This window comes from Fundidesulfovibrio soli (genome assembly GCF_022808695.1).
In the GTDB taxonomy this organism is placed as follows: Bacteria; Desulfobacterota; Desulfovibrionia; order Desulfovibrionales; family Desulfovibrionaceae; genus Fundidesulfovibrio; species Fundidesulfovibrio soli.
The window spans coordinates 62,903-83,096 of the sequence record NZ_JAKZKW010000012.1 but is presented as its reverse complement, the minus strand read 5'-3'; the positions used below and the strand labels follow the sequence as shown (position 1 = coordinate 83,096).

Here is a 20,194-nt window from a genome sequence, read left to right as displayed (position 1 = left end):
CCGTCAAAGGGGACGGAGGAAAAATCATCCTGACGCTCACTTTTTTCCCATATAGCCCCATGTGGGCTGCGAGAATCACGAAATCGGGTATGGTGGGGGTTCCCTGGCAGGGAGAATCAATGACCATCGCAGACCTGATCGACAACACACGGCTTGAACTGGGCGACGAGCTCAAAACCCGCTGGAGCGACGCGCAGCTCCTGCGCGTGGTGGGCAAGGCCTACCGCAGGCTCTCGCATGTGCTCTACCGCAACGACATCGAGCTGGGGCGCTGCCTGTACCGCTTCACCACGGAGCCCGGGCGCGACGACTACCCCCTCCCGGCGGACTTCATGGCCGACTACGGCCTCTACCGCGAGGACACCGCCACCCGCCTGACCAAGCAGAGCGACGACTCCTGGCAGCAGCAGGGCACGCCCGCCGAGTGCTCCACCTGGCTCATCCGGGGCGAGACGCTCCTGGTGGGCGGCGCGCCCACGGGCTCGATCCCGCTGGTGCTGATCTACTGGCCGCTCTTCGACACCGCCACCCTGGACATGGACTCCCCCACGCCCTTCGGCGGCAAGCTCGACGACCTGGTCAGCGAGTACGCGGCCCTGCGCCTGAAGAACATCGACGAGATGGACATCGGCGCGGACACCCAGCTCCTGGCCGACCTGGAGAACAACCTGCTGAACACCTACTCCGCCATCTCGCCCGTGACCGTGCAGCGGCGCGGCTGGCTGGTGTAGAACGAAAAACCGGCCCCGGACGCCTGTCCGGGGCCGGCCGTGTTGCCGGGGCGCGACCGCCCTCAGCCGCTAGGCCGCGGCGGATGCCGGCTTAATCGAACTCAAGGACCAGGTCGTCCTCGCAGAAGTCGAATTTCGTCGATTGCGACTCGGAACCGTCGGCGTACACCACCTTGATCCACTGGTCGCAGTCCTGGCTGTTGGTGTGCGCCGCCCAAACGAGCGTCGCCTTCTTGCCGGGCCCTATGCCGGAGCCGATGTCGAAGGCCCCCCACTTCCCCCCCGACTCCTTCACGAGCACCTGCTTGATGGCGACCGAGGTGCGGTTGTGAACCTTGAAGGAATAATCGCCCGCGAACGCGAGCGAGGCCGAACAAACTGACACGGCCATCACAAGGGGAAACACGAACGCCTTAACCTTTTGGAAACTGGAGCCCATTTACTTCTCCTGGCTTACTATTTTCATCCTGATACGGTGAGCGGGCGACCCGTGTCCACCCAAAAACGGGGGAATCGCCACCCTTTCCAAGCAGCACTTCCGGCAGGAGCGGCCGGCACCAGCGCCCCCCTGCGTCCGTTTTCCAGATAATCGGACCGCATCGGTTCCAGCCGAGCAGCACAATAACAATTTTGCCAAATCGAGCACTTCGGCGAAGGTGAGCCTCCGCTCATGGATACGATACGTCTTGTTTTTCGTACCAGCCGTCCCGGACGTCCCTCCCTCGCGCCTGACATCAGCACGCATCACATCGAAATCACGCATAATATCTGAAAAAGCCTTCGCTGGCACATGGGTTGCTATCCAGCCGGGCCACCGGCCCAGGCGTCGCGCCCGTCCGCTCCCGCGGACTGCGCCCGCCGGCCGGCGACGACATGCCGGGAGCGCCCCACGGGCTCCAAAACCTCTGGTCCCTCCCCCGACATGCCCTGACACAGGCACGAACTTCCTTGTCACCGTGCCGCAGCCCCGGCCTCGCGCCGCGCTCTCCGTGGGTCTTCCACGGGCGCGGGGCCGCGCATGCGGCATAAATCATACTAGAGAAGGGAAACGTTGTGAGTTTGAAGTCATTCGCCTTTGGCCTTTCCGCGCTCCGCAGGGAGCCTTCCCGCACAATCCGCAAACACCGGCCCGTTGCGGGCGCGCGCGCCTGGTTCGCCCTGGCCGCCGCCCTGGTCGTGGCCGTTTCCCTTGGCCTGGCCGCCCCAGCCATCGCCGCCGACGAACCTGCCCCCGGCGACCCCTCCGCCCTGCCCGACAAGGGCGGCAACTGCGTGGCCCTGGTGGACAAAGCCCTGGCCTACCTCAAGGCCAACGGCAGGGATAAGGCCCTGGCCGCCTTCAACAGCCCCGACGGTGAGTTCGTGAAGGACGGCCTCTACGTGTTCGCCTACGACTTCTACGGCGTGAACAAGGCCCTGGCCACCAACCCCGCCCTGGTGGGCACCAACCTCATCGACGCCAAGGACGCCGAGGGCCGCGAGTTCATCAAGGGTATGATCGGCCTCGTGCGCAAGGGCGGCGGCTGGTACGACTACATCTGGGAGGGCCACGAGAAGACCTCCTACGTGGTCAAGGCCGACGACACCCTCTGGATCGGCTGCGGCGAGTACAAAAACGAAGCCGTGACCCTGGTGGAGAAGGCCCTGGCCTACATCAAGGCCGTGGGCAAGGAGAAGGCCCTGGCCGAATTCAACAAGCCCAACGGCGCCTTCGTGGACCGCGGGCTCTACATCTTCGCCTACGACTTCAACGGGGTGAACAAGTCCCTGGCCACCCACCACGAGCTCGTCGGCAAGGAACTCCTGGACATGAAGGACCCCGACGGCAAGCCCTTCATCAGGGAGATGATCGCCACCGTGAGCAAGGGCGGCGGCTGGGTGGACTACAAGTGGGACGGCTACGAGAAGTCCTCCTACGTGGTGCGGGTCGATGACGACCTCTGGATCGGCTGCGGCGAGTTCCGCCACTCTGCCGCCAAGATGTACGGCCTGTTCGGCCTGGCCATCATCCCCATCATCTGGCTGATGATTTCGCTCGGCGTGCTCAAGATGCCCGCCCACGTGGCCACCCTGCTCTCCCTGGGCATCACCGTGGCCCTGGCCCTGGCCGCCTTCAACATGCCCGCGCTCTGGGCGCTCACGGCCACGCTGGAGGGCGCGGCGCTGGGCCTGTGGCCCATCGTGCTGGTCATCGTGGCGGCCATCTTCACCTACAACATGGCCCTGCACACCAAGAGCATGGACACCATCAAGACCATGCTGGCCAACATCACCACGGACCGCCGCATCCAGGTGCTCATCCTGGCCTGGGGCTTCGGCGGCTTCCTGGAGGCCGTGGCGGGCTACGGCACGGCGGTGGCCATCCCGGCCTCCATCCTGGCGGCCCTGGGCTGCGACCCCCTGTTCGCGGCGCTCATCTGCCTGACCGCCAACACCGTGCCCACCGCCTTTGGGGCCATCGGCATCCCGGTGCTGACCCTGGCCCAGCTCACCAACTTGGACGTGAACATCCTGAGCTACCAGATCGCCCTGCAGCTCACCCTGTTCATCATCGTCATCCCCATGCTGCTGGTGGTGCTCACCACCCGGAGCCTCAAGGGCTTGAAGGGCGTGGTCGGCATCTCCCTGGCTTCGGGCGCGGCCTTCGCCATCCCCGAATTGCTCGCGGCCAGGTTCCTGGGCGCGGAGCTCCCGGCCCTGGCGGGCAGCGTATGCAGCATGGCCGTCACCATCTTCATCGCCAAGAAATTCTACAAGGAGGAGCACGACGGACAGGCCGGGCCCTCCATCACCTTCAAGCAGGGCTTCCTGGCCTGGCTGCCCTACATCCTGGTGCTGGCCTTCATCGTGGGCAGCAGCCCCGTGGTGGAGCCGGTGTACAAGGCCCTGGCCTCCATCAAGACCTCCGTGACCATCTACCAGGGCAAGGGCGCGGCGCCCTTCGTGTTCAAGTGGATCGCCACCCCGGGCACGCTGATCATCATCGCCACGGTGATCGCCGGGCTGATCCAGGGTGCGAGGATGGGCGAGATCGTCTCGGTGTTCTTCATGACCGTGAAGAAGCTCTCCAAGTCGGCCTTCACGGTGCTGTGCATCGTGTCCATGTCCAAGGTGATGGCCTACAGCGGCATGATCTCGGCCATCGCGGTGGTGCTGGTGAAGGTGACGGGACCGTATTTCGCGTTCATCTCCCCCATGATCGGGGCGCTGGGCACCTTCGTTACCGGCAGCGACACCTCGGCCAACGTGCTCTTCGGCAAGCTCCAGGTGGAAGTGGCCTCCAAGACCGGTGTGGACCCCTACTGGCTGGCCGCCGCCAACACGGCGGGCGCCACGGGCGGCAAGATGATCTCGCCCCAGAGCATCGCCGTGGCCACCGCCGCCACCGGGCTGGTGGGCTCGGAGGGCAGGATACTGAACCAGACGCTCAAGTACTGCATGGTGTACGTGGCGTTCCTGGGCGTGTTCGTCTACCTGGGCAGCCTGTTCCTCAAGGGCTAGCAGCCTGTAAACGACAATCGCTGGCTGAGTGGCCCCGCTCAATGAGCGGGCTCCCAGCCTGAACCCTCATTGGGGCCGCGTCCTGCCGGACGCGGCCCCGATTTTCTCTCCTCCCATCCCGCATCTCTCCAACCGTCCAGAAGAAATCGGCAACTTTCTCCCCACAGAGCCCGCTGTGGGGTGACGGCGGCGCGTTCGTGAGTGCGCTACCGACGATGCCTTGGAGGACTGCAGCGAGTCAGGATCCCTGAAAACTGCGTCTGGACGGAATATTCAGTCTGGCAATCCTCCCTCGCACAGGCAGACAAAACGGTGCGGTATACGGGAGCCCAGCCGATAAACCCGGCCCTTCCCTGCCGCTCTTCCAAAGGATGCCAGGCCATCCGATACCAGGCCCGCCGCGTTGACCTCCGCTTGCATCCGTGTGAAAGGATGGGCGAAGCATTCGCACAGGAGTACGATTCATGAAAATTCTTCTCATGCTGCTTTTCGCCCCGCTGCTGGCGTTGGCGTTCCTGACCCAGCCCGTGAGCGTAAGCGCCTATGGCGACGATGATTACTACCGGAACGGAAAGGATTACTACAAGGATCAGGACAGGTACGAGCGGGAACGCAGACGCGAAGAGAAAGAGATGCGCCGGGAAGAGCGCAGGCTTGAACGCGAGCGTGAGCGCGCCGCCCGCCACTGGTACGACGACCAGTGGCACTGGCGCACCCAGCGCTATTTCGGCGGCGCCATCGCACCCTACCCCGGCGAGAGCTACGAATCCTTCTCCAGGCGCGCCCGCCAGCAGTGCAACGCCCAGTGGAACCGCTGCGCCAACTACTGCAACACCATCCGGGACCCGTACCAGCGGGCGGCCTGCGTGGCCAACTGCAACAACGACCTCTACGAGTGCAGCGCCCAGTTCCCGCGCTAGCCCTGCCCGCCCGTAGCGGGCCCCGCCGGGTGATCCGGCGATAGAATATCCCCTTCAGCCCCTTCCGGGGCGAGCGTTTCACGGCGGAGGCCACCCGGCCTCCGCCAAGCCGCCCATCCTGAATATCAGCATAGACCCGACGATACAGCGTCCCAAGGTGCGAGCGGCTGCCTCCGCCTCTTCCCCCTTCCCCGAACAATTTTCAACTTTCTCCCCACATAGCCCTATGTGGGGTGACGGCGGCGCTTTCCTGAGTAAACTGCCCGGTTCATGAGCGCCCGGCAGCAGCGTCGGCCAGGCGCGAAACAACCACTCAAGGAGACGCAGCATGAGCGACGACATCAACGACTACCAGCCCAACGTGAACACGTTCCAGATGGACCCGCCCCCCGCCTCGAACCAGGGCGGGGTGCAGCAGCCCGCTCAACCCGAACCGCAACCGGCTTTGACGATGGAGGAGGCCCTGGACAGGATGCCGAAGACCATCACCTGGATCGACCTCGCCAAGAAATTCATGCCCAGAGTCGATCCTCAATCAGTTGAGGGTTCGCCTGAAAGCGGTGGGCTTGACGGCGGCAAAGGCATCGGAGGTTTGAACACGGGCGACGAGCCATCCTACAACGCCTTCGACTACCTCCCGAAACCAACGTTCCCAACTTACCGGACTGGTGAGGGAACCTACGGACGGCCCATCCAATTCGAGGGGCAACCCATCGAATCCTCACAGCCGTACAACATCATCAGATCGGAGGAGAAAGACGGGACGTACTATCACTTCGTAGACCAGCTTCCGACCCGGAAGCTGACTCCGGGGGAAACCGATGTGGTGGCGGGGGTGGCAGGGTTGCCCGTGGGGGCGGCATCGACGGCCCTTAGCTGGATGGCCGGGGGACAACGGCTAGGCGCTGAGGTACATCCTGCGGGAAGTGAAATTGGCGCGTTGGGTGGAGCCGTTGCAGGCGCTCTCTGGGGTGGAGCAAATGGCTACGAAAATACTCGAAAGTATCTCGACGAGAGCTATCACCACCCTATACCCCAGCAAGGGCCGCACGTGTTCATCGAGAATGAACCCCACGACTACCCTTAAAAGACAGGGCGGCGAAAGCCGCCCTTTGTTTATAGCGGGAAACCCCAGTACAGGGTGAGGTAGAGCCACGCAAACAAAACCACATCACGAAAATATTCTTTCATTTACACGCCCACATGGCCACACAATACAGCCCGATCCACATGAAATTATACACCATAACAAAAGCGAAATACCTTTTGGCACTCGCATCTGTCGCCAGTCGTAACGCAAAATAGTCCCACATGGTCTCATCCTCGAAACATGTTTGAACAGCGCTATCGTGAGGCTGGCCAGAATCCCGCCGCATACACATCAACTGCACAGTATATAAGGCAACCAACTTCCGCACCGAATGCGACAGACGCTGCGATCAAGCCGCTCCCCCTTTCAACACAATACAGTAACAATCTACCAGTGGACACCACAATAAAAAAGCAAAAAAGTCCAGCAATGTGACAATACTGCTTTCCAATAGTCGTTCAGCTTCATATCAACCTCCATATGCAATACAGCATGGCATAACCGAACCAAGCCGCTGTCACTCCGTCGGCATAATCCTTCGCACCTTCATCAGTCGCCAGGCGCGAGGTAAAATAGTCCCCCATGGTCACATCCTCGAAACAAGCTTGAACATCACTATCGTGAGGCATGCCAAAAGCAGCCCCAGCACCACCTTGCTCAGCTCGAACAGAACCTTTTTCATGCCTGCTGCTCCTTTTCCGCAACCTAGTTCGGCAACCGCTAGACATCAATCATCATGTATGTGAAATGAATTTCATTGTGCGCGGCACTCGCCCTCCATGGAGGCAGCAATCCGGGCGATACGCCTGAATTCCCGACGGCCAGATCCGGTTGTACTATTTGGACAATTAACCACGACAGCGCGGCGGCAAGCTGACCAACTTGTCGCCGCATTTTAAAAATACTTGCATGTGATTATCACGAATGAATGCGCAAACACCGTAACTAAAAATGACAGTGCTGAATTGATGAGATATCGCTTCCAGATCGACTCTGCAAATCGCACTAAATGCGTATCAATAATTATCCGTTGTGCAATAATATTCCGCGCATTGCAAACACGCTGACGTAGACGGCCCATCATTTGCAGCTCCAGCCCAATAACGACACCACAATGATGCCTGCCGTGCCCCAGGCTATCATGAGACCTGCAAACATTGACCAGAGCCGTTTGAGCGCTTCGTCATGCGGATGAGGTTCGATATCCTTAGGGTACTCCCACCTTGCAATCTTACCTGAAGAACAACCAATAGAACAGAAGCGTCGCCGCCGCGGTGCCCGTCAGTATGGAGCCGACATCCACGAGGATTTTCAGAACCAGCGGCAGGTCTTCGAATTTCTTACCCATGTAAACGTGCTAGCAAATATAAGACTACGCGTCAATCCGCGCCGTCCCTCATCACTCGCCCCGCTCCCCATCCTCCGACAATTTTCAACTTTCTCCCCACATAGCCCCATGTGGGGTGACGGCGGCGCTTTCCTGAGTACACTGCCCGGTTCATGAGCGCCCGGCAGTAACGTCGGCCAGGCGCGAAACAACCACTCAAGGAGACGCAGCATGATCGACGACATCAACGACTACCAGCCCAACGTGAACCCGTTCCAGATGGACCCGCCCCCCGCCTCGAACCAGGGCGGGGTGCAGCAGCCCGCTCAACCCGAACCGCAACCGGCTTTGACGATGGAGGAGGCCCTGGACAGGATGCCGAAGACCCTGACCTATGGCGATCTCGCGGTGGCGCATTTGAGGAAGATGGAGCAGCAGGCCGAGGAACCCGGATCGCCATCCTGGGCGACACTTGGCAGCCTGAGGCAATCCACGGGTGAGCGCGCGGGCGACCCGACCTTCAAAAGGTACGATAAGGCCTTGAGCAGTCTGGAGGGCCAGAACGAGTTCTCACACGCAGGCCAAAACTACTACAAAGCCGGGGGCAACACGTTTCTGCGAAACGACGAAATCCCTGGCGGCCAGATGCAACTGCACCCCGACGCCGCAGCCGCGCTGGATGCCAAACGGATCGAACAGGCTGGCGGGGACTACGACCGGCAGGAGTACTTGAGAAGGCGGGAGGAGTGGCACAATACGCCGGATACGCCCAATGCGGGTCCTGAACTGGAGCACACTCCGCCAATACACGACTACTGGGAGCAGAAAAAGGACATTGTTGAAATTCGCGGATTGCGCGAGGCCGAAGATTACCTAACGCCGTTAGTACCCTTCGGCGCGGCTATCGGGACGGGTGGGCTGGGTCTCGCTGCAGCTGCGGGTGCCCTCGCCGGTTATCTTACCCCAAAACTTGGGGCAAATCTCAAGAACCTACAGCCGCACATAGACCTGTAATGCCCAGGCGCGGTCGAAATCGGCCGCGCCTGTTTGAACATTGAACAATCAATAGCAGTACCAATTACACCGGAAAAGAGCTCCGGAATAGACGATGCAAAACAAAACAAAAGATTTAAATGCATTATTAAAAAAACGCATTATAATCGACGGTTGTGCCTCACAATTAATTACCAGAAAATCGCCCAAAAACCATGAAGCAATCTTTCTATACACCACCTTTAAAACCATGATGTCTCCCGGCAAACACAGTTAGAAAGATGAGAAAGTAAAGATACCCCCCAAAAAGCCCAAATCAAAAGAAACCATGCGAACCAACTCCAGAGAGTCCTTAAAACCTTATTATGAGGGTGTGATGCATTTTCCATCGCGCTACTTCCTGCCCAGACGTTTCATTTGAAGAACAGCCAATAAAACAGAACCGTAGCCGCTACGCCGCCCGTGAGCATGGAACCGACATCCACGAGGATTTTCAGAACCAGCGGCAGGGCTTCGAATTTCTTACCCATGCAAACGTGCTAGCAAATATAAGACTACGCGTCAATTCGCGCCGTCCCTCATCACTCGCCCCGCTCCCCATCCTCCGACAATTTTCAACTTTCTCCCCACATAGCCCTATGTGGGGTGACGGCGGAGCTTTCCTGAGTACACTGCCCGGTTCATGGAAACCGACATCACCGTGCACACGGGCTACGCGCCGCTCCGCTTCCAGCGCGAGATCCACGCCGGGCTCAAGCGCTTCTCCGTGCTGGTTTGCCACCGGCGCTTCGGCAAGACCGTGCTCTGCGTCAACGCGCTCATCGACGCCGCGCATCGCGACGGCCAGCCCGCCCAGCGCCTGGCCTATGTGGCCCCCACCCTGGTGCAGGCCAAGCGCGTGGCCTGGGACTACCTCAAACGCTACGCCCTGGCCGTGCCCGGGGCCAAGGCCAACGAGACCGGCCTCTGTGTGGATTTCGAGAACGGCGCGCGCATCAGCTTCTACGGCGCGGACCAGCCCGACAGCCTGCGCGGCATCTACCTCGACGGCGCGGTCCTGGACGAATACGCCGATTTCCGGCCCGAGGCCTACTCCATGGTCATCCGGCCCGCCCTCTCGGACAGGCGCGGCTTCGCCGTGTTCATCGGCACCCCGCGCGGCCACAACCACTTCCACCAGCTCTACCAGAACGCCCTGCGCGACCCGGCCTGGTACGCGGCCCGCTTCCCGGCCAGCGCCACGGGCCTGATCCCCGGCGAGGAGTTGGAGTCCGCCCGCTCGCAGATGAGCCAGGCCCAGTTCCGCCAGGAGTACGAGTGCGACTTCGATGTCACCGGGGAGGACTGCCTCATCCCCCTGGCCTGCGTGCTGGACGCCGTGGGCCGCAACGTGGGCTACCGGCACAGCGGGCTGGTCATGGGCCTGGACGTGGGCCTGTCGCTCGGCGGCGACCCCTCGGCCATCGTGGTGCGCCAGGGCGGCAAGGTGCTGCATGTGGAGGAGTTCCGGCTGGACGACTCCCTGGCCGTGGCCGGGCGCGCCCGCGAGTGCTTCGAGCTGATGCGCCCCGAGGCCCTCTACGTGGACAGCGTGGGCTGGGGCGCGGGCGCGGCGCACATCCTCTCCGGCTGGGGCCTGCCCGCCGTGGCAGTGAACGTGGCCGAGGCCGCGGCCTCCTCGGAGCGCTTCAACCGCCGCCGCGACGAGCTGTGGTGGAAGGCCCGCGAGTTCTTCGCCAGCCGCACGGCCGCCATCGACGACACCGTTCCCCTGGCCCACAAGCTGGCCGCCGAGCTTTCGGCCCCGCGCTACGCCTACCTGCCCAGCGGCAGGATCAAGGTGGAGGGCAAGGACGAGCTCAAGCGACGCGGCGTGCCCTCCCCCAACCTTGCCGACGCCTTCGTGCTGACCATGGCCCACGCCGACCGGTTCCAGGCGGCGGAGGAAACCTGCAACCACGCGGAAGGCATTGAGCCTTCCCGTTTTCTTTAAGGAGACCCCATGCCCATGACCGACAACGACCTGCTGGCCCTGATCCAGCCCGACATGGACGCGGCCCGCGCCTACCAGGCCGAGCTCTCGGCCGAGCGCGAGAAGCACTACCGCTGGTACCGCGCCGAACCATACGGCAACGAGCGCCCTGGCTGGTCCCAGACCGTGCATCCCACCATCTTCTCGGTGGTGGAGTGGATGAAGCCCGGCCTTGTGGACGTGTTCACCGGCGAGTTCTTCACCTTCAACCCCGTGGTGCGCGGCGACAACCCCGAGGAGGCCAAACAGGCCCGCGACCGGGCCGACCGCCTGCGCCGCTACGTGCGCCACAAGCTCTTCGGCCCCCTGGAAGGGGAGCAGCTCATCGAGGACTTCATCCACGACTGCCTGGTGAACCACTACGGCGTGATGAAGGTCACCCAGCGCGACGACTACGACCTGACCACCGAGCTGCTGCCCGAGATGGGCGTGGAGGAGCTGGAAGCCCTGGCCGCCGAAGACACGAGCATCGTGGACATCCGGGGCGGCAAGTCCGTCACCCTGCGCGACCCGGCCAGCGGGGCGGAGCGGCCCGGGCTGCGCGGGGCCAAGGCCGTGCGCCGCAAGAGCCTCTACCAGGGCTTCCACCTGGAGGTGGTGCCCCCGCGCGAGCTGTACATGCTGCCCGGCTACGCCGACCTGGCCAAGAACCCCTTCGTGGCCCACGTGGTCAAGCGCGACCTGGACTCCATCCGCCGCCAGGAGCTGGCCGGGGTCTACCGCAAGGGCAGCGCCGAGGCCCTGCGCGCCAGGGCGGACCAGCGCCGCGGCATGGCCGAGACATCCGGGGAATACGCCGCGCTGCACGAGGCGGACGGCGTGGCGGCCCAGGGCGGCCCTGACGGACCGACGCGCCCGGGAACGCCCGAGGTGTTCGTCTGGGAGTGCTACCTGCGTCTGCCCGTGGACGAGACCGGGCTGCTCAAGCCCTGCATCGTCACCGTCTGCGAGGACGTGATCCTGCGCGGCCCCGTGGAGAACCCCTACGGCGGTCCGCCCTTCGAGCTGGGCTACGTCTACAAGGAGCCGCACAAGCTGCTGGGCCGCCCCGTGGCCGCCGTGCTGGACCACCGCCAGCGGGTGCTCTCCAACCTGCTGCGCAACATCCAGGACCAGGCCGCCATGAGCACCTACCGGGGCTTCCTGACCACGGACGCGCGCGCCCGCAAGATCCTCTCCGGCATGGGGCCTGGCGACGTCTCCCTGGTGCCCTCCCTGGGCACCGTGCAGGAGCTGGCCCCCTCGCCCACGGACAAGTTCATCCTGGACGCCTTCCAGCTCACCTTGGGGGAGGTGGCCAAGGAGTCCGGCGTCAGCGCGGACATGCAGGGCCTGGACAACAACTCCCTGAACCACACCGCCCTGGGCATGCAGCTGCGCCTCACCGCCGGGATGCAGCGCCAGAAGCTCTACGCCAGGCGCATCGCACGGGCCTTCCGGCGCATCCTGGCGCGCGTGCTGGACGTGATCCGCCTCTACCCGCCCGAGGACGACCGGCGTGTGGTTGGCGCGGACGTGTTCATCGAGCCCGGGGACCTGGCCGGGGAGTACGCCGTGGCCATCGACGTGGGCGTGGGCCCGCAGGAGCGCCAGGACAGCGCCCGGCTCATGGACGAGCTGGTGCAGATGATGCTCAAGGCCGGGCTGCAGTTGGGCGTGTGCGACGCCAAGGGGCTGATCAAGGCCATCAAGGCCAAATACGAATACCTGGACATCGACGTGTCGGAGTACCTGCGCGACGAAGCCTCCATGGACCAGGTGGAGGGCCTCAAGCGCAGGGCGGACGGCCTGCTGCGCGACAACCAGGTCATGGCCAGGGCCTTGGGCAAGGGCGGCCGCGATCCCGGGGCACACCTCGGAGCCGGTCCTGTTCCCGGCCCCGTTTCTGGCCCGGGAGTCGACCCCATGCCCAGGCCCGCCCCCATACCCGGCGGCGGCCCCGGGCCAAGACCCGGCTCCTTTTCCAGCCCCGTCCTGACGCCTCCCGGCGCTCCCCTGCCTCCCGGCATGATCCCCGGCCCCCAGGGAGGCCCGCAGTGAACCGGGAGGAACTGGAACGCCAGGCCCTGCAAGGCGAAGAGGTGGCCCGCCTGCTGGAATGCGACGCCGTGCGCGCTCTGCTGGAAGCGCAGCTAGCAGCCCGGCGGGAGGCCATCCTGGCCCTGGAACCCGGCGACGCTCCGGGTTTCACCCGGCTCAAGGCCGGGCTGGCCGCGCTGGAGGAATTCCTGGCCGGGCTGCACAGCCTGGCCGCCGCCGGGGAGCAGGCCCGGGAGCGGCTGGGCTCGGACGTGAACGCGGAACGAGGGAGGGTGCTGTAAGGCGGGCACGGTGTGTTCAGGCAATGGCCGGGGGCTGCCCCGGCCATTGCGCCCCTCGTACCGGCCTCGCAGTGATCGATTCGGTCGGGCGCCGGCCCGGACAACCCCGCACCAGCCCTTATCCAGCGCCCCAAAGCCCTGTATTCGCCGATGACTAATACAAAATAACCAGTTAGGGTCGTTCCAGATACATCCCGGTACCTTGACAACCCGGTCACCTTGAAGAACCCGTACAAGAGGCCGCATGAGCGAACAGGACGACAGCCGCACTCCCCGCACCTCGCGCCAGGCAGCGGACCAGGGGCTTGAAGCGCCTAAAACGAGCCCCGCCGGGACAGCCCGCCCTGATCCGGCCGGGCTCCTTGCCGCCGAGAGAGACCGGCTCGATGCGCTCCTGCGGCGTTCCAACAGGGCCGTCCGCGCCTACAGCGCCTGTTCCCGCCTGATCGTCAAGGCCTCGGACGAAACACTGCTGCTGCGCGATATCTGCCGCTTCATGGTCGAGGCCGCGGGATACAGGATGGCCTGGGTCGGCGCGCCACTCAACGATCAAGGGCGAAGCGTGGTTCCCATCGCCCAGGTCGGCTACGAGGACGGCTACCTGGAGAACGCCAGGATATCCTGGGGCGACAACGCGTTCGGGCGGGGCCCCACCGGCACGGCCGCGCGCACGGGCGCCCCGGTGGTCTGCCAGAACATCCAGGAGGACCCCAATCTTCTCCCCTGGAGGGCCGAGGCCGCCCGGCGCGGGTACGCCTCCTCCATCGCGCTGCCTCTGCTGCTCAAGGACGGGCTGCTCGGCGTGCTCACCGTGTATTCGGACGAGCCCGACGCCTTCGAGCATGACGAATTCGGCCTGCTGGTGGAGCTGGCCGGCACCCTGGCCTACGGCATCGACTCCCTGCGCGCCCGCGCCGCCCGGAGAAACGCCGAACTGGCCCTGCTGGACAACGAGCGCAAGCTGCGTGCCCTGTACGAGTCGCTGGAGGAAGGATTGTGCCTGCACGAGATAGTGTACGACGATTCAGGCCGCCCCTGCGACTACTCCATCATCGACGTCAACCCCAAGTACGAGAAGATCCTCGGCATCACCCGCGAGGAGGCAATGGGGGCTTCGGCCACGACACTGTACGGCGCGGGGGAGCCTCCGTACCTCGACATCTACGCCCGGGTGGCCGAAACCGGGGAACCCATCTACTTCGAGACCTATTTCGCCCCGCTTGACCAGCACTTCAGGATTTCGGCCTTCTCCCCCCAAAGGGGGCAGGTGGCCGTGCTCTTCAACGACATCTCCAAGCGCAAAGTTGCCGAGGAGGAGCTGAAGCGATTGAACGAGACCCTGGAGCAGCGGGTCCAGGAACAGACGCGGGAAATCAGGGCCGCCCTGGAGGCCGCCAACGCCGCCAACCGGGCCAAGAGCGCCTTCCTGGCCAACATGAGCCACGAGATACGCACGCCCATGAACGGCATTCTCGGCATGACCCAACTGGCCCTGAAACAGGACCTGTCCGATGACGTGCGGGAGTACCTGAACCTGGTGCAGCGTTCGGGCCGGTCCCTGCTGGAAATCATCAATGACATCCTCGACATTTCGAGGATCGAGGCCGGGAAGCTCATCCTCGAGTGCCGTCCTTTCAGCCTGCGCGAACTGATCGCCTTCACGCTCAAGCCCCTGGAAATCGCAGCGCGGGGAAAAGGGTTGGAGTTCACGTACGCCGTCGATCCCGCCGTGCCTGATCGGCAACTGGGTGACAGCGGGCGGCTCCGGCAGATCCTGACCAACGTGGCGGGCAACGCCGTGAAGTTCACCGAGCGCGGCCGCGTGGCCGTTACCGTCGGCCCCGGCACGACCAGGAACCCGCACAAGTCCGGCCTGCTGTTCACCGTCCGGGACGACGGGATCGGCATCCCGCGGGACTGCCTCTGCTCCATCTTCGAAAATTTCGAGCAGGCCGCCTCCCCGGGTCACGTCAAATACGGGGGCACCGGGCTCGGGCTGGCCATCTCCAAGGGCCTCGTGGAGATGATGGGCGGCGCCATATGGGTCGAGAGCGAGCTGGGCAAGGGCAGCGCGTTCTCCTTCCTGGTCGAGCTGGACAGGATCGAGGACGCCGCGGCCGCAGGGGGCCCCGAGCCTGCGCAGGCCCGGGTTCCCAAGCCCGGCCTGAGGCTGCTCCTGGCCGAGGACGACCCCATAAGCCGCCTCTACGCGAAGAAGACCCTGCAGCTCTGGGGCCATGAGGTCGTGGCCGTGGAGAACGGGCAACAAGCCATCGAAGCCCTGCGGGAGGCGAGCTTCGACCTCGTGCTCATGGACGCGCTCATGCCCGAACTGGACGGGGAACAGGCCACGCGGCTCATCCGCTCCGGCCACGCGGGCGACCGGGACGTCTACATCGTCGCCGTCACCGCCTATGCGCTCCAGGGCGACCGGGAGCGCTTTCTGGCCGCGGGCATGAACGACTACATTTCCAAACCGTTCACCACCGAAGAACTGCTAGGCGCGCTGCACAGGGCCACGGGCTGGATCCGGCGGCGCTGAACGGCCCGGGCCGGTCCACTCCGCCCAGCCCTCTCCCCATGCTTCGTGAACGTTCCGGCTCAGCATGTCTTCGCAGTGCAGCGCCGGGCAGAATGGGGCTGGACGGGGGCACTGTTGACTTGACCATCACGATATGCACAAAGAGGACCACGGTGTTGGTCAGGAGTGCCTCTTCAGGCAGGATCCGCTCATTGCATCGGCTTGTCTGGAGGGACTCATGCAACCCACCGGCATCACTCCTGGCCTTACAATCCACTTTTCCGCAATTCTCGGCCTACTGTTCTGGCTCTGCAGCTCTTCCAATGCGTTCAGCGCTCCCCCAGCTTCGGCCTTCAAACGTTTCATCGCAGCGGAGAACGCTTTTACCCTGGCCTGCGACGCCACCGGCGCCGCCTGGACCTGGGGTTGGAACAACTTCGGGCAGATCGGCAGAGGCGTAAACCCGGATCAGCTCGTCCCGTACAAACTCACGGGCGTTTCCGGCGTCGTCGCCGTCGCGGCCGGTTACAGCGCCTCCATGGCCGTGACCTCCAGCGGCTCGGTCCTGGGCTGGGGCCTCAACGGCAGCGGACAGCTCGGCACCGGCGAGACCGGCAGCCATTTCTCGCCCGTGCTCACCGGGTTCTCCGGCATCAAGGCTGTTTCCATGTACACGCACACCTTGGCCCTGGCCAAAAATGGCACGGTCTGGGTCAGCGGGGCCAACGGCAACGGACAGCTGGGCCTCAGCACCACGGAGAGCCGCAGCACCCCCGCCCAGATTCCGGATTTCACGGGCGTGCAGGCCGTCGAGGCCGGGATAGGCTTCTCCCTGGCGCTCAAGAGCGACGGCACGGTCTGGGCCTGGGGCAACGGCTGGTCGGGAGTGCTGGGCCTGGGTGACACGGACGACCGCTGGTCCCCGATCCAGATTCCCAGCCTGTCGGGCATCGTGGCCATCAGCACCACCGGCTCGCACTGCCTGGCCCTGGACAATCAGGGCGCGGTGTGGGCATGGGGTCTGAACGACAACGGGCAACTTGGCACCGGCGACACCTCGCCACGGTATTCGCCCATCAGGGTGAACGGCTTGCCAACGGTCCAGGCCGTGGCCACGGGCTACTACCATTCCATGGCCCTGACGGCCGGGGGCGTGCCCTGGGCCTGGGGCGGCAACAGCGGCGGCCAGCTGGGCACGGGGGACTCCAGCACTCGGCTGGAGCCGGTGCAGTCGCCCCCGGGCAAATCCGGATTTGTCACCCTGACGGCCGGCGTGGGCCACTCACTGGCCGTGGACGAAAAGGGAGGCGTATGGGCCTGGGGCACGAACAGCCACGGCTGCTTCGGCGACGGCACCAGCACGTCGAGCCCGTCGCCCGTGCGCAGCCTGCCGACGCTGCGTCTGCCCGCGCCCGGTTCCACGGCTGCGGCGCTGCTGCTCCTGGGCAACTGAGGCGCGTGCGTCACGCACCCAGTCATGATGCGTGATCCTTTCGCCGCATTCTGGACACCCTGCGGCTTTGCGGGCATGTAACCAGCATGGCCCCACCGGATACGCCAGCTTGCCACGCGGACAACCTGAAGCGTTGCTTCGAGCTCTGCGCGCTCATCACCTCCTCCCTGGACGTGGACGAGGTGCTGGAGCGCATCATGACCACCTCGCGCCAGGCCTTGCACGCCGAGACCTGCAGCCTGCTGCTCACCGACGCCGACACAGGCGACCTGGTTTTCACCGTGGCCCAGGGCCCCGTGGCGGACAAGCTGCCCCGGGGGCACGTGCTCAAGCGCGGCCAGGGCGTGGCCGGGTGGGTGCAGGTGAACGGCGTGCCCGCCCTGGTGCCCGACGCCTACGCCGACGCGCGCTTCAACCCCGAGGTGGACCGCCGCACAGGCTACCACACCCGCTCCATCCTGGCCGTGCCCCTGGCGGTGAAGGAGCGCGTCATCGGCGTGGCCGCGCTCATCAACAGGATCGACGGCCAGCCCTTCGACACGGACGACCAGGAGGTCTTCCAGCTCATCGCGGCACAGGCCGCCATCGCCATCGAAAACGCCCGGCTGCACCGCCACCTGCTGGAGAAGCAGCGCCTGGAGTTCGACATGGCCATCGCGGCCAGCGTCCACAACGACCTCATGCCCCACGAGCCACCGCCCACCCCGGGCTTCGACCTGGCCGGGGCGTCCATCTCCTGCGACTCCACCGGCGGCGACTACTACGACTACCTGCCCCACCCCGACCCGGGGTCCAAGGGCTTCTCCCTGGCCGTGGGCGACGTGACGGGCCACGGCATCGGCGCGGCCCTGCTCATGGCCAGCGCCCGGGCCTTCATCAAGGGCCGTGCCGAACGCAGAGCAGGCGGCCTGGCGGCCATGCTGGCTGACGTCAACGACCTGCTCTGCCGCGACACGGGCGACTCCGGCCGCTTCATGACCCTGTTCTGGCTGGCCGTGGAGCCCGCCGGGGCGGAGGTGGGCGGAGCGCTCAGCTACGCCAAGGCCGGGCACGACCCGGCCCTGCTCTACAATCCGGCGGACCAGAGCTTCGAGGAGCTGAACGCCCGGGGCGTGCCCCTGGGCGTGGCCCCGGGCTGGCGCTACGAGGCGGCCTCCCGCGCCGGCATGGCCCCCGGGGAGGTGCTGGTGCTGGCCACAGACGGCATCTGGGAGTGCCGCAGCGAAAAAGACGAGATGTACGGCAAGGAGAGGCTGCGTCAGACCGTGGCCCAAAGCGGGAGCCTTGGCGCGCGCGCCATCCTGGACGCCGTGCTGGCCTCGGTGGCCGAATTCAGGGGCAAGCGGCCCCCCAACGACGATATGACATTGGTGGTGCTCAAGGCCCTGGGCTGAAACTTGACCCTACACAATTGTCGCAACGCCGCCATTCCGTACATTTTTGTAAGCCCCATGACACACCCCTCCACTTTGCAGTCCAACATTTCCGCCATGTTACGACCAAGGACCGACTGGCACGACGGTTGCTACCTTCCCCGCGAGACCGGCAACGGTCCACATCTCCACAAGGAGGTACGCGCCATGATCGACTGGCTTCTCATCGGAACCCTCACGGCCGCAGTGGCCCTGCATTGGCTGTTCGAACTTCTCCCCGGCAAGCATCATTCCATGTGGTGCTCCGAACTCTCACTCGACCCGGTCCACGCGCACAGGCCCGGACGAACCCGCCACAGATGACCGCAAGCCTTGTGTTCACTCCCCTCCTTCTGACCCTCAAGGTGGCCGTGCTGGCCACCTTGGGGGCCCTCGCGCTGGGGGTGCCTGCGGCCTACCTGGTGGGGCGCGAGCGCTTCCCGGCCCGGCCCCTGGCCGACGCCCTGGCCACCCTGCCCATGGTGCTGCCGCCCACGGTGCTGGGCTATTACATGCTGGTGCTCTTCGGCAGGCAGGGGATTCTGGGCAGGCTGCTCATCGACGTGTTCGGCGTCACCCTACTGTTCACCTGGCAGGGCGCGGTGGTGGCCTCCTGCGTGGTGGCCTTCCCCCTGGTGTTCACCACGGCCCGGGCCGCCTTCGACTCCGTGGACCCCAACCTGGTCAACGCCGCGCGCACGCTGGGAGCCACGCGGCTCTCTCTGTTCGGGCGCGTGGTGCTGCCTCTGGCCTGGCGGGGCATCCTGGCCGGGGCCATGCTGGCCTTCGCCCGCGCCATGGGCGAGTTCGGGGCCACCCTCATGATCGCGGGCAACATCCCCGGCAAGACGCAGACCCTCTCCCTGGCCGTGTACGACGCCGTGATGGCCGGACGCGACGAGCAGGCCGCCATCCTGGTGGGCGTGGTCTCGGCTGCCAGCCTCTCCATCCTCATGTTTTCGGGAATGCTGCTCAGGCCCGCCCGATGAACGTCCGCGTGGACATGGAGGCCGTGGTGCGGGCCAAGGGCCGCAGCTTCCACCTGCGGGCCTGTTTCGAGTCGGAGGCCAACGCCGTGGTGCTCTTCGGCCCTTCCGGCTCGGGCAAGACGCTCACCCTGCAGGCCATCGCCGGGTTGATGCGCCCCACCGGCGGGCGCATCCAGCTTGGCGGGCGCACGCTCTTCGACAGCCGCGCCGGGGTGGACCTCGCCCCCCGCGAGCGCGGCCTGGGCTACCTCTTTCAGGATTACGCCCTCTTCCCGCACATGACCGTGGCCGAGAACGTGGGCTTCGCCCTGAACCCCGGCTGGCCCGGCAGGCTGGACGCCGCCAGCAGGCAGGGCGTGCGCGACATGCTGGAGAACTTCGGCATCGGCCACCTGGCGGACGAACGCCCCGTCCGGCTCTCCGGCGGGCAGCGCCAGCGCGCCGCACTGGCCAGAGCCATGATGGCCAGGCCCCAGGCCCTGCTGCTGGACGAACCCTTCTCCGCCCTGGACCCGCTGCTGCGCGTTCGCATGCGCCGCGAGCTGGCGGACACGCTGGAGCGCTTCGGCATCCCGGCTCTGCTCATCACCCACGACCCCGACGACGTGGCCGCCTTCGCCAAGACGCTGGTGGTCTACCACCAGGGGCAGGTGGTGGAGCAGTTGGAGCTTGGCGACGAGGAGGAGCGCAAGCGCCGCCTGCCCGAGGTCATCGCCCTGCTGGAAGCCCGGGACGCCGGCTAGCCTCGCCCCCCCACAGACCCTCACGACCAACGCGAAGCGGGAAGGGATTCCAAAGGGAGGAACTCCCTTTGGCCGCCGGAGGCTTCTTCTCCTCCTGCGCCTGCCGGGTTTGAAGATGCCTCCGGCGGGGGGGGGGGGGGGGGGGCCCGCGGGGCCCCCCC

General features: G+C 65.0%; 15 protein-coding genes. 14 read left to right on the top strand and 1 reads right to left on the bottom strand.

What is annotated here, in order from left to right; translation table 11 throughout:
- The first annotated feature begins 119 nt into the window (after positions 1-119).
- Positions 120-731 carry a phage adaptor protein gene (locus tag MLE18_RS11630; protein ID WP_243438969.1) on the top strand — a complete coding sequence of 204 codons (612 nt, stop codon included), beginning with the start codon at positions 120-122 and terminating at the stop codon, positions 729-731.
- A gap of 91 nt (positions 732-822) precedes the next feature.
- Here the strand turns inward: MLE18_RS11630 and MLE18_RS11625 are convergent, their stop codons facing one another.
- A complete protein-coding gene (locus MLE18_RS11625; protein ID WP_243438968.1) occupies positions 823-1,170 on the bottom strand; it encodes a hypothetical protein in 348 nt (115 codons plus the stop codon).
- A 614-nt stretch (positions 1,171-1,784) separates the two neighbouring features.
- Between MLE18_RS11625 and MLE18_RS11620 the strand changes: the two genes are divergently transcribed.
- From MLE18_RS11620 to MLE18_RS11560, 13 genes are all read left to right on the top strand, one after another.
- The gene (locus MLE18_RS11620) at positions 1,785-4,232 is read left to right on the top strand and encodes a lactate permease LctP family transporter (RefSeq protein ID WP_243438967.1); all 2,448 of its coding nucleotides are present in this window, start codon (positions 1,785-1,787) and stop codon (positions 4,230-4,232) included.
- Between the two features lie 464 nt (positions 4,233-4,696).
- The gene (locus tag MLE18_RS11615; RefSeq protein WP_243438966.1) at positions 4,697-5,152 is read left to right on the top strand and encodes a hypothetical protein; all 456 of its coding nucleotides are present in this window, start codon (positions 4,697-4,699) and stop codon (positions 5,150-5,152) included.
- Positions 5,153-5,480: 328 nt separating this feature from the next.
- Positions 5,481-6,239: a hypothetical protein gene (locus tag MLE18_RS11610; RefSeq protein ID WP_243438965.1), complete on the top strand. Its 759-nt coding sequence runs from the start codon at positions 5,481-5,483 to the stop codon at positions 6,237-6,239.
- 1,561 nt (positions 6,240-7,800) lie between these two features.
- The gene (locus MLE18_RS11605; RefSeq protein ID WP_243438964.1) at positions 7,801-8,583 is read left to right on the top strand and encodes a hypothetical protein; all 783 of its coding nucleotides are present in this window, start codon (positions 7,801-7,803) and stop codon (positions 8,581-8,583) included.
- A 661-nt stretch (positions 8,584-9,244) separates the two neighbouring features.
- The gene (locus tag MLE18_RS11600; RefSeq protein ID WP_243438963.1) at positions 9,245-10,555 is read left to right on the top strand and encodes a terminase large subunit domain-containing protein; all 1,311 of its coding nucleotides are present in this window, start codon (positions 9,245-9,247) and stop codon (positions 10,553-10,555) included.
- Between the two features lie 9 nt (positions 10,556-10,564).
- Positions 10,565-12,634 (top strand): portal protein, encoded by a 2,070-nt coding sequence (locus MLE18_RS11595; protein WP_243438962.1) that lies wholly within the window; start codon positions 10,565-10,567, stop codon positions 12,632-12,634.
- Positions 12,631-12,915 (top strand): hypothetical protein, encoded by a 285-nt coding sequence (locus MLE18_RS11590; RefSeq protein WP_243438961.1) that lies wholly within the window; start codon positions 12,631-12,633, stop codon positions 12,913-12,915. Before MLE18_RS11595 ends, MLE18_RS11590 begins: the two co-directional genes overlap by 4 nt.
- A 244-nt stretch (positions 12,916-13,159) precedes the next feature.
- Positions 13,160-15,457, top strand: coding sequence for an ATP-binding protein (locus tag MLE18_RS11585; protein WP_243438960.1), 2,298 nt, complete (start codon positions 13,160-13,162; stop codon positions 15,455-15,457).
- A 217-nt stretch (positions 15,458-15,674) separates the two neighbouring features.
- On the top strand, positions 15,675-16,889 hold the full coding sequence (locus tag MLE18_RS11580) for an RCC1 domain-containing protein (protein WP_243438959.1): 1,215 nt from the start codon (positions 15,675-15,677) through the stop codon (positions 16,887-16,889).
- An 86-nt stretch (positions 16,890-16,975) separates the two neighbouring features.
- Complete coding sequence (locus tag MLE18_RS11575; RefSeq protein ID WP_243438958.1) at positions 16,976-18,283, top strand: PP2C family protein-serine/threonine phosphatase; 1,308 nt, start codon at positions 16,976-16,978, stop codon at positions 18,281-18,283.
- 186 nt (positions 18,284-18,469) lie between these two features.
- On the top strand, positions 18,470-18,625 hold the full coding sequence (locus MLE18_RS11570) for a hypothetical protein (protein ID WP_243438957.1): 156 nt from the start codon (positions 18,470-18,472) through the stop codon (positions 18,623-18,625).
- Positions 18,622-19,290: a molybdate ABC transporter permease subunit gene (modB, locus tag MLE18_RS11565; protein ID WP_243438956.1), complete on the top strand. Its 669-nt coding sequence runs from the start codon at positions 18,622-18,624 to the stop codon at positions 19,288-19,290. The genes MLE18_RS11570 and modB overlap by 4 nt, the downstream gene beginning before the upstream one ends.
- Positions 19,287-20,033, top strand: a complete 747-nt coding sequence (locus tag MLE18_RS11560; protein ID WP_243438955.1) for an ATP-binding cassette domain-containing protein — start codon at positions 19,287-19,289, stop codon at positions 20,031-20,033. The genes modB and MLE18_RS11560 overlap by 4 nt, the downstream gene beginning before the upstream one ends.
- Positions 20,034-20,194: the final 161 nt, after the last annotated feature.

Bases quoted from the DNA above. Each gene is read 5' to 3' on its own strand.
- modB (WP_243438956.1), top strand. From the start codon at position 18,622: ATGACCGCAAGCCTTGTGTTCACTCCCCTCCTTCTGACCCTCAAGGTG.
- MLE18_RS11630 (WP_243438969.1), top strand. From the start codon at position 120: ATGACCATCGCAGACCTGATCGACAACACACGGCTTGAACTGGGCGAC.
- MLE18_RS11560 (WP_243438955.1), top strand. From the start codon at position 19,287: ATGAACGTCCGCGTGGACATGGAGGCCGTGGTGCGGGCCAAGGGCCGC.
- MLE18_RS11595 (WP_243438962.1), top strand. From the start codon at position 10,565: ATGCCCATGACCGACAACGACCTGCTGGCCCTGATCCAGCCCGACATG.
- MLE18_RS11610 (WP_243438965.1), top strand. From the start codon at position 5,481: ATGAGCGACGACATCAACGACTACCAGCCCAACGTGAACACGTTCCAG.
- MLE18_RS11585 (WP_243438960.1), top strand. From the start codon at position 13,160: ATGAGCGAACAGGACGACAGCCGCACTCCCCGCACCTCGCGCCAGGCA.
- MLE18_RS11625 (WP_243438968.1), bottom strand. From the start codon at position 1,170: ATGGGCTCCAGTTTCCAAAAGGTTAAGGCGTTCGTGTTTCCCCTTGTG.
- MLE18_RS11600 (WP_243438963.1), top strand. From the start codon at position 9,245: ATGGAAACCGACATCACCGTGCACACGGGCTACGCGCCGCTCCGCTTC.
- MLE18_RS11615 (WP_243438966.1), top strand. From the start codon at position 4,697: ATGAAAATTCTTCTCATGCTGCTTTTCGCCCCGCTGCTGGCGTTGGCG.
- MLE18_RS11580 (WP_243438959.1), top strand. From the start codon at position 15,675: ATGCAACCCACCGGCATCACTCCTGGCCTTACAATCCACTTTTCCGCA.
- MLE18_RS11605 (WP_243438964.1), top strand. From the start codon at position 7,801: ATGATCGACGACATCAACGACTACCAGCCCAACGTGAACCCGTTCCAG.
- MLE18_RS11570 (WP_243438957.1), top strand. From the start codon at position 18,470: ATGATCGACTGGCTTCTCATCGGAACCCTCACGGCCGCAGTGGCCCTG.
- MLE18_RS11575 (WP_243438958.1), top strand. From the start codon at position 16,976: ATGGCCCCACCGGATACGCCAGCTTGCCACGCGGACAACCTGAAGCGT.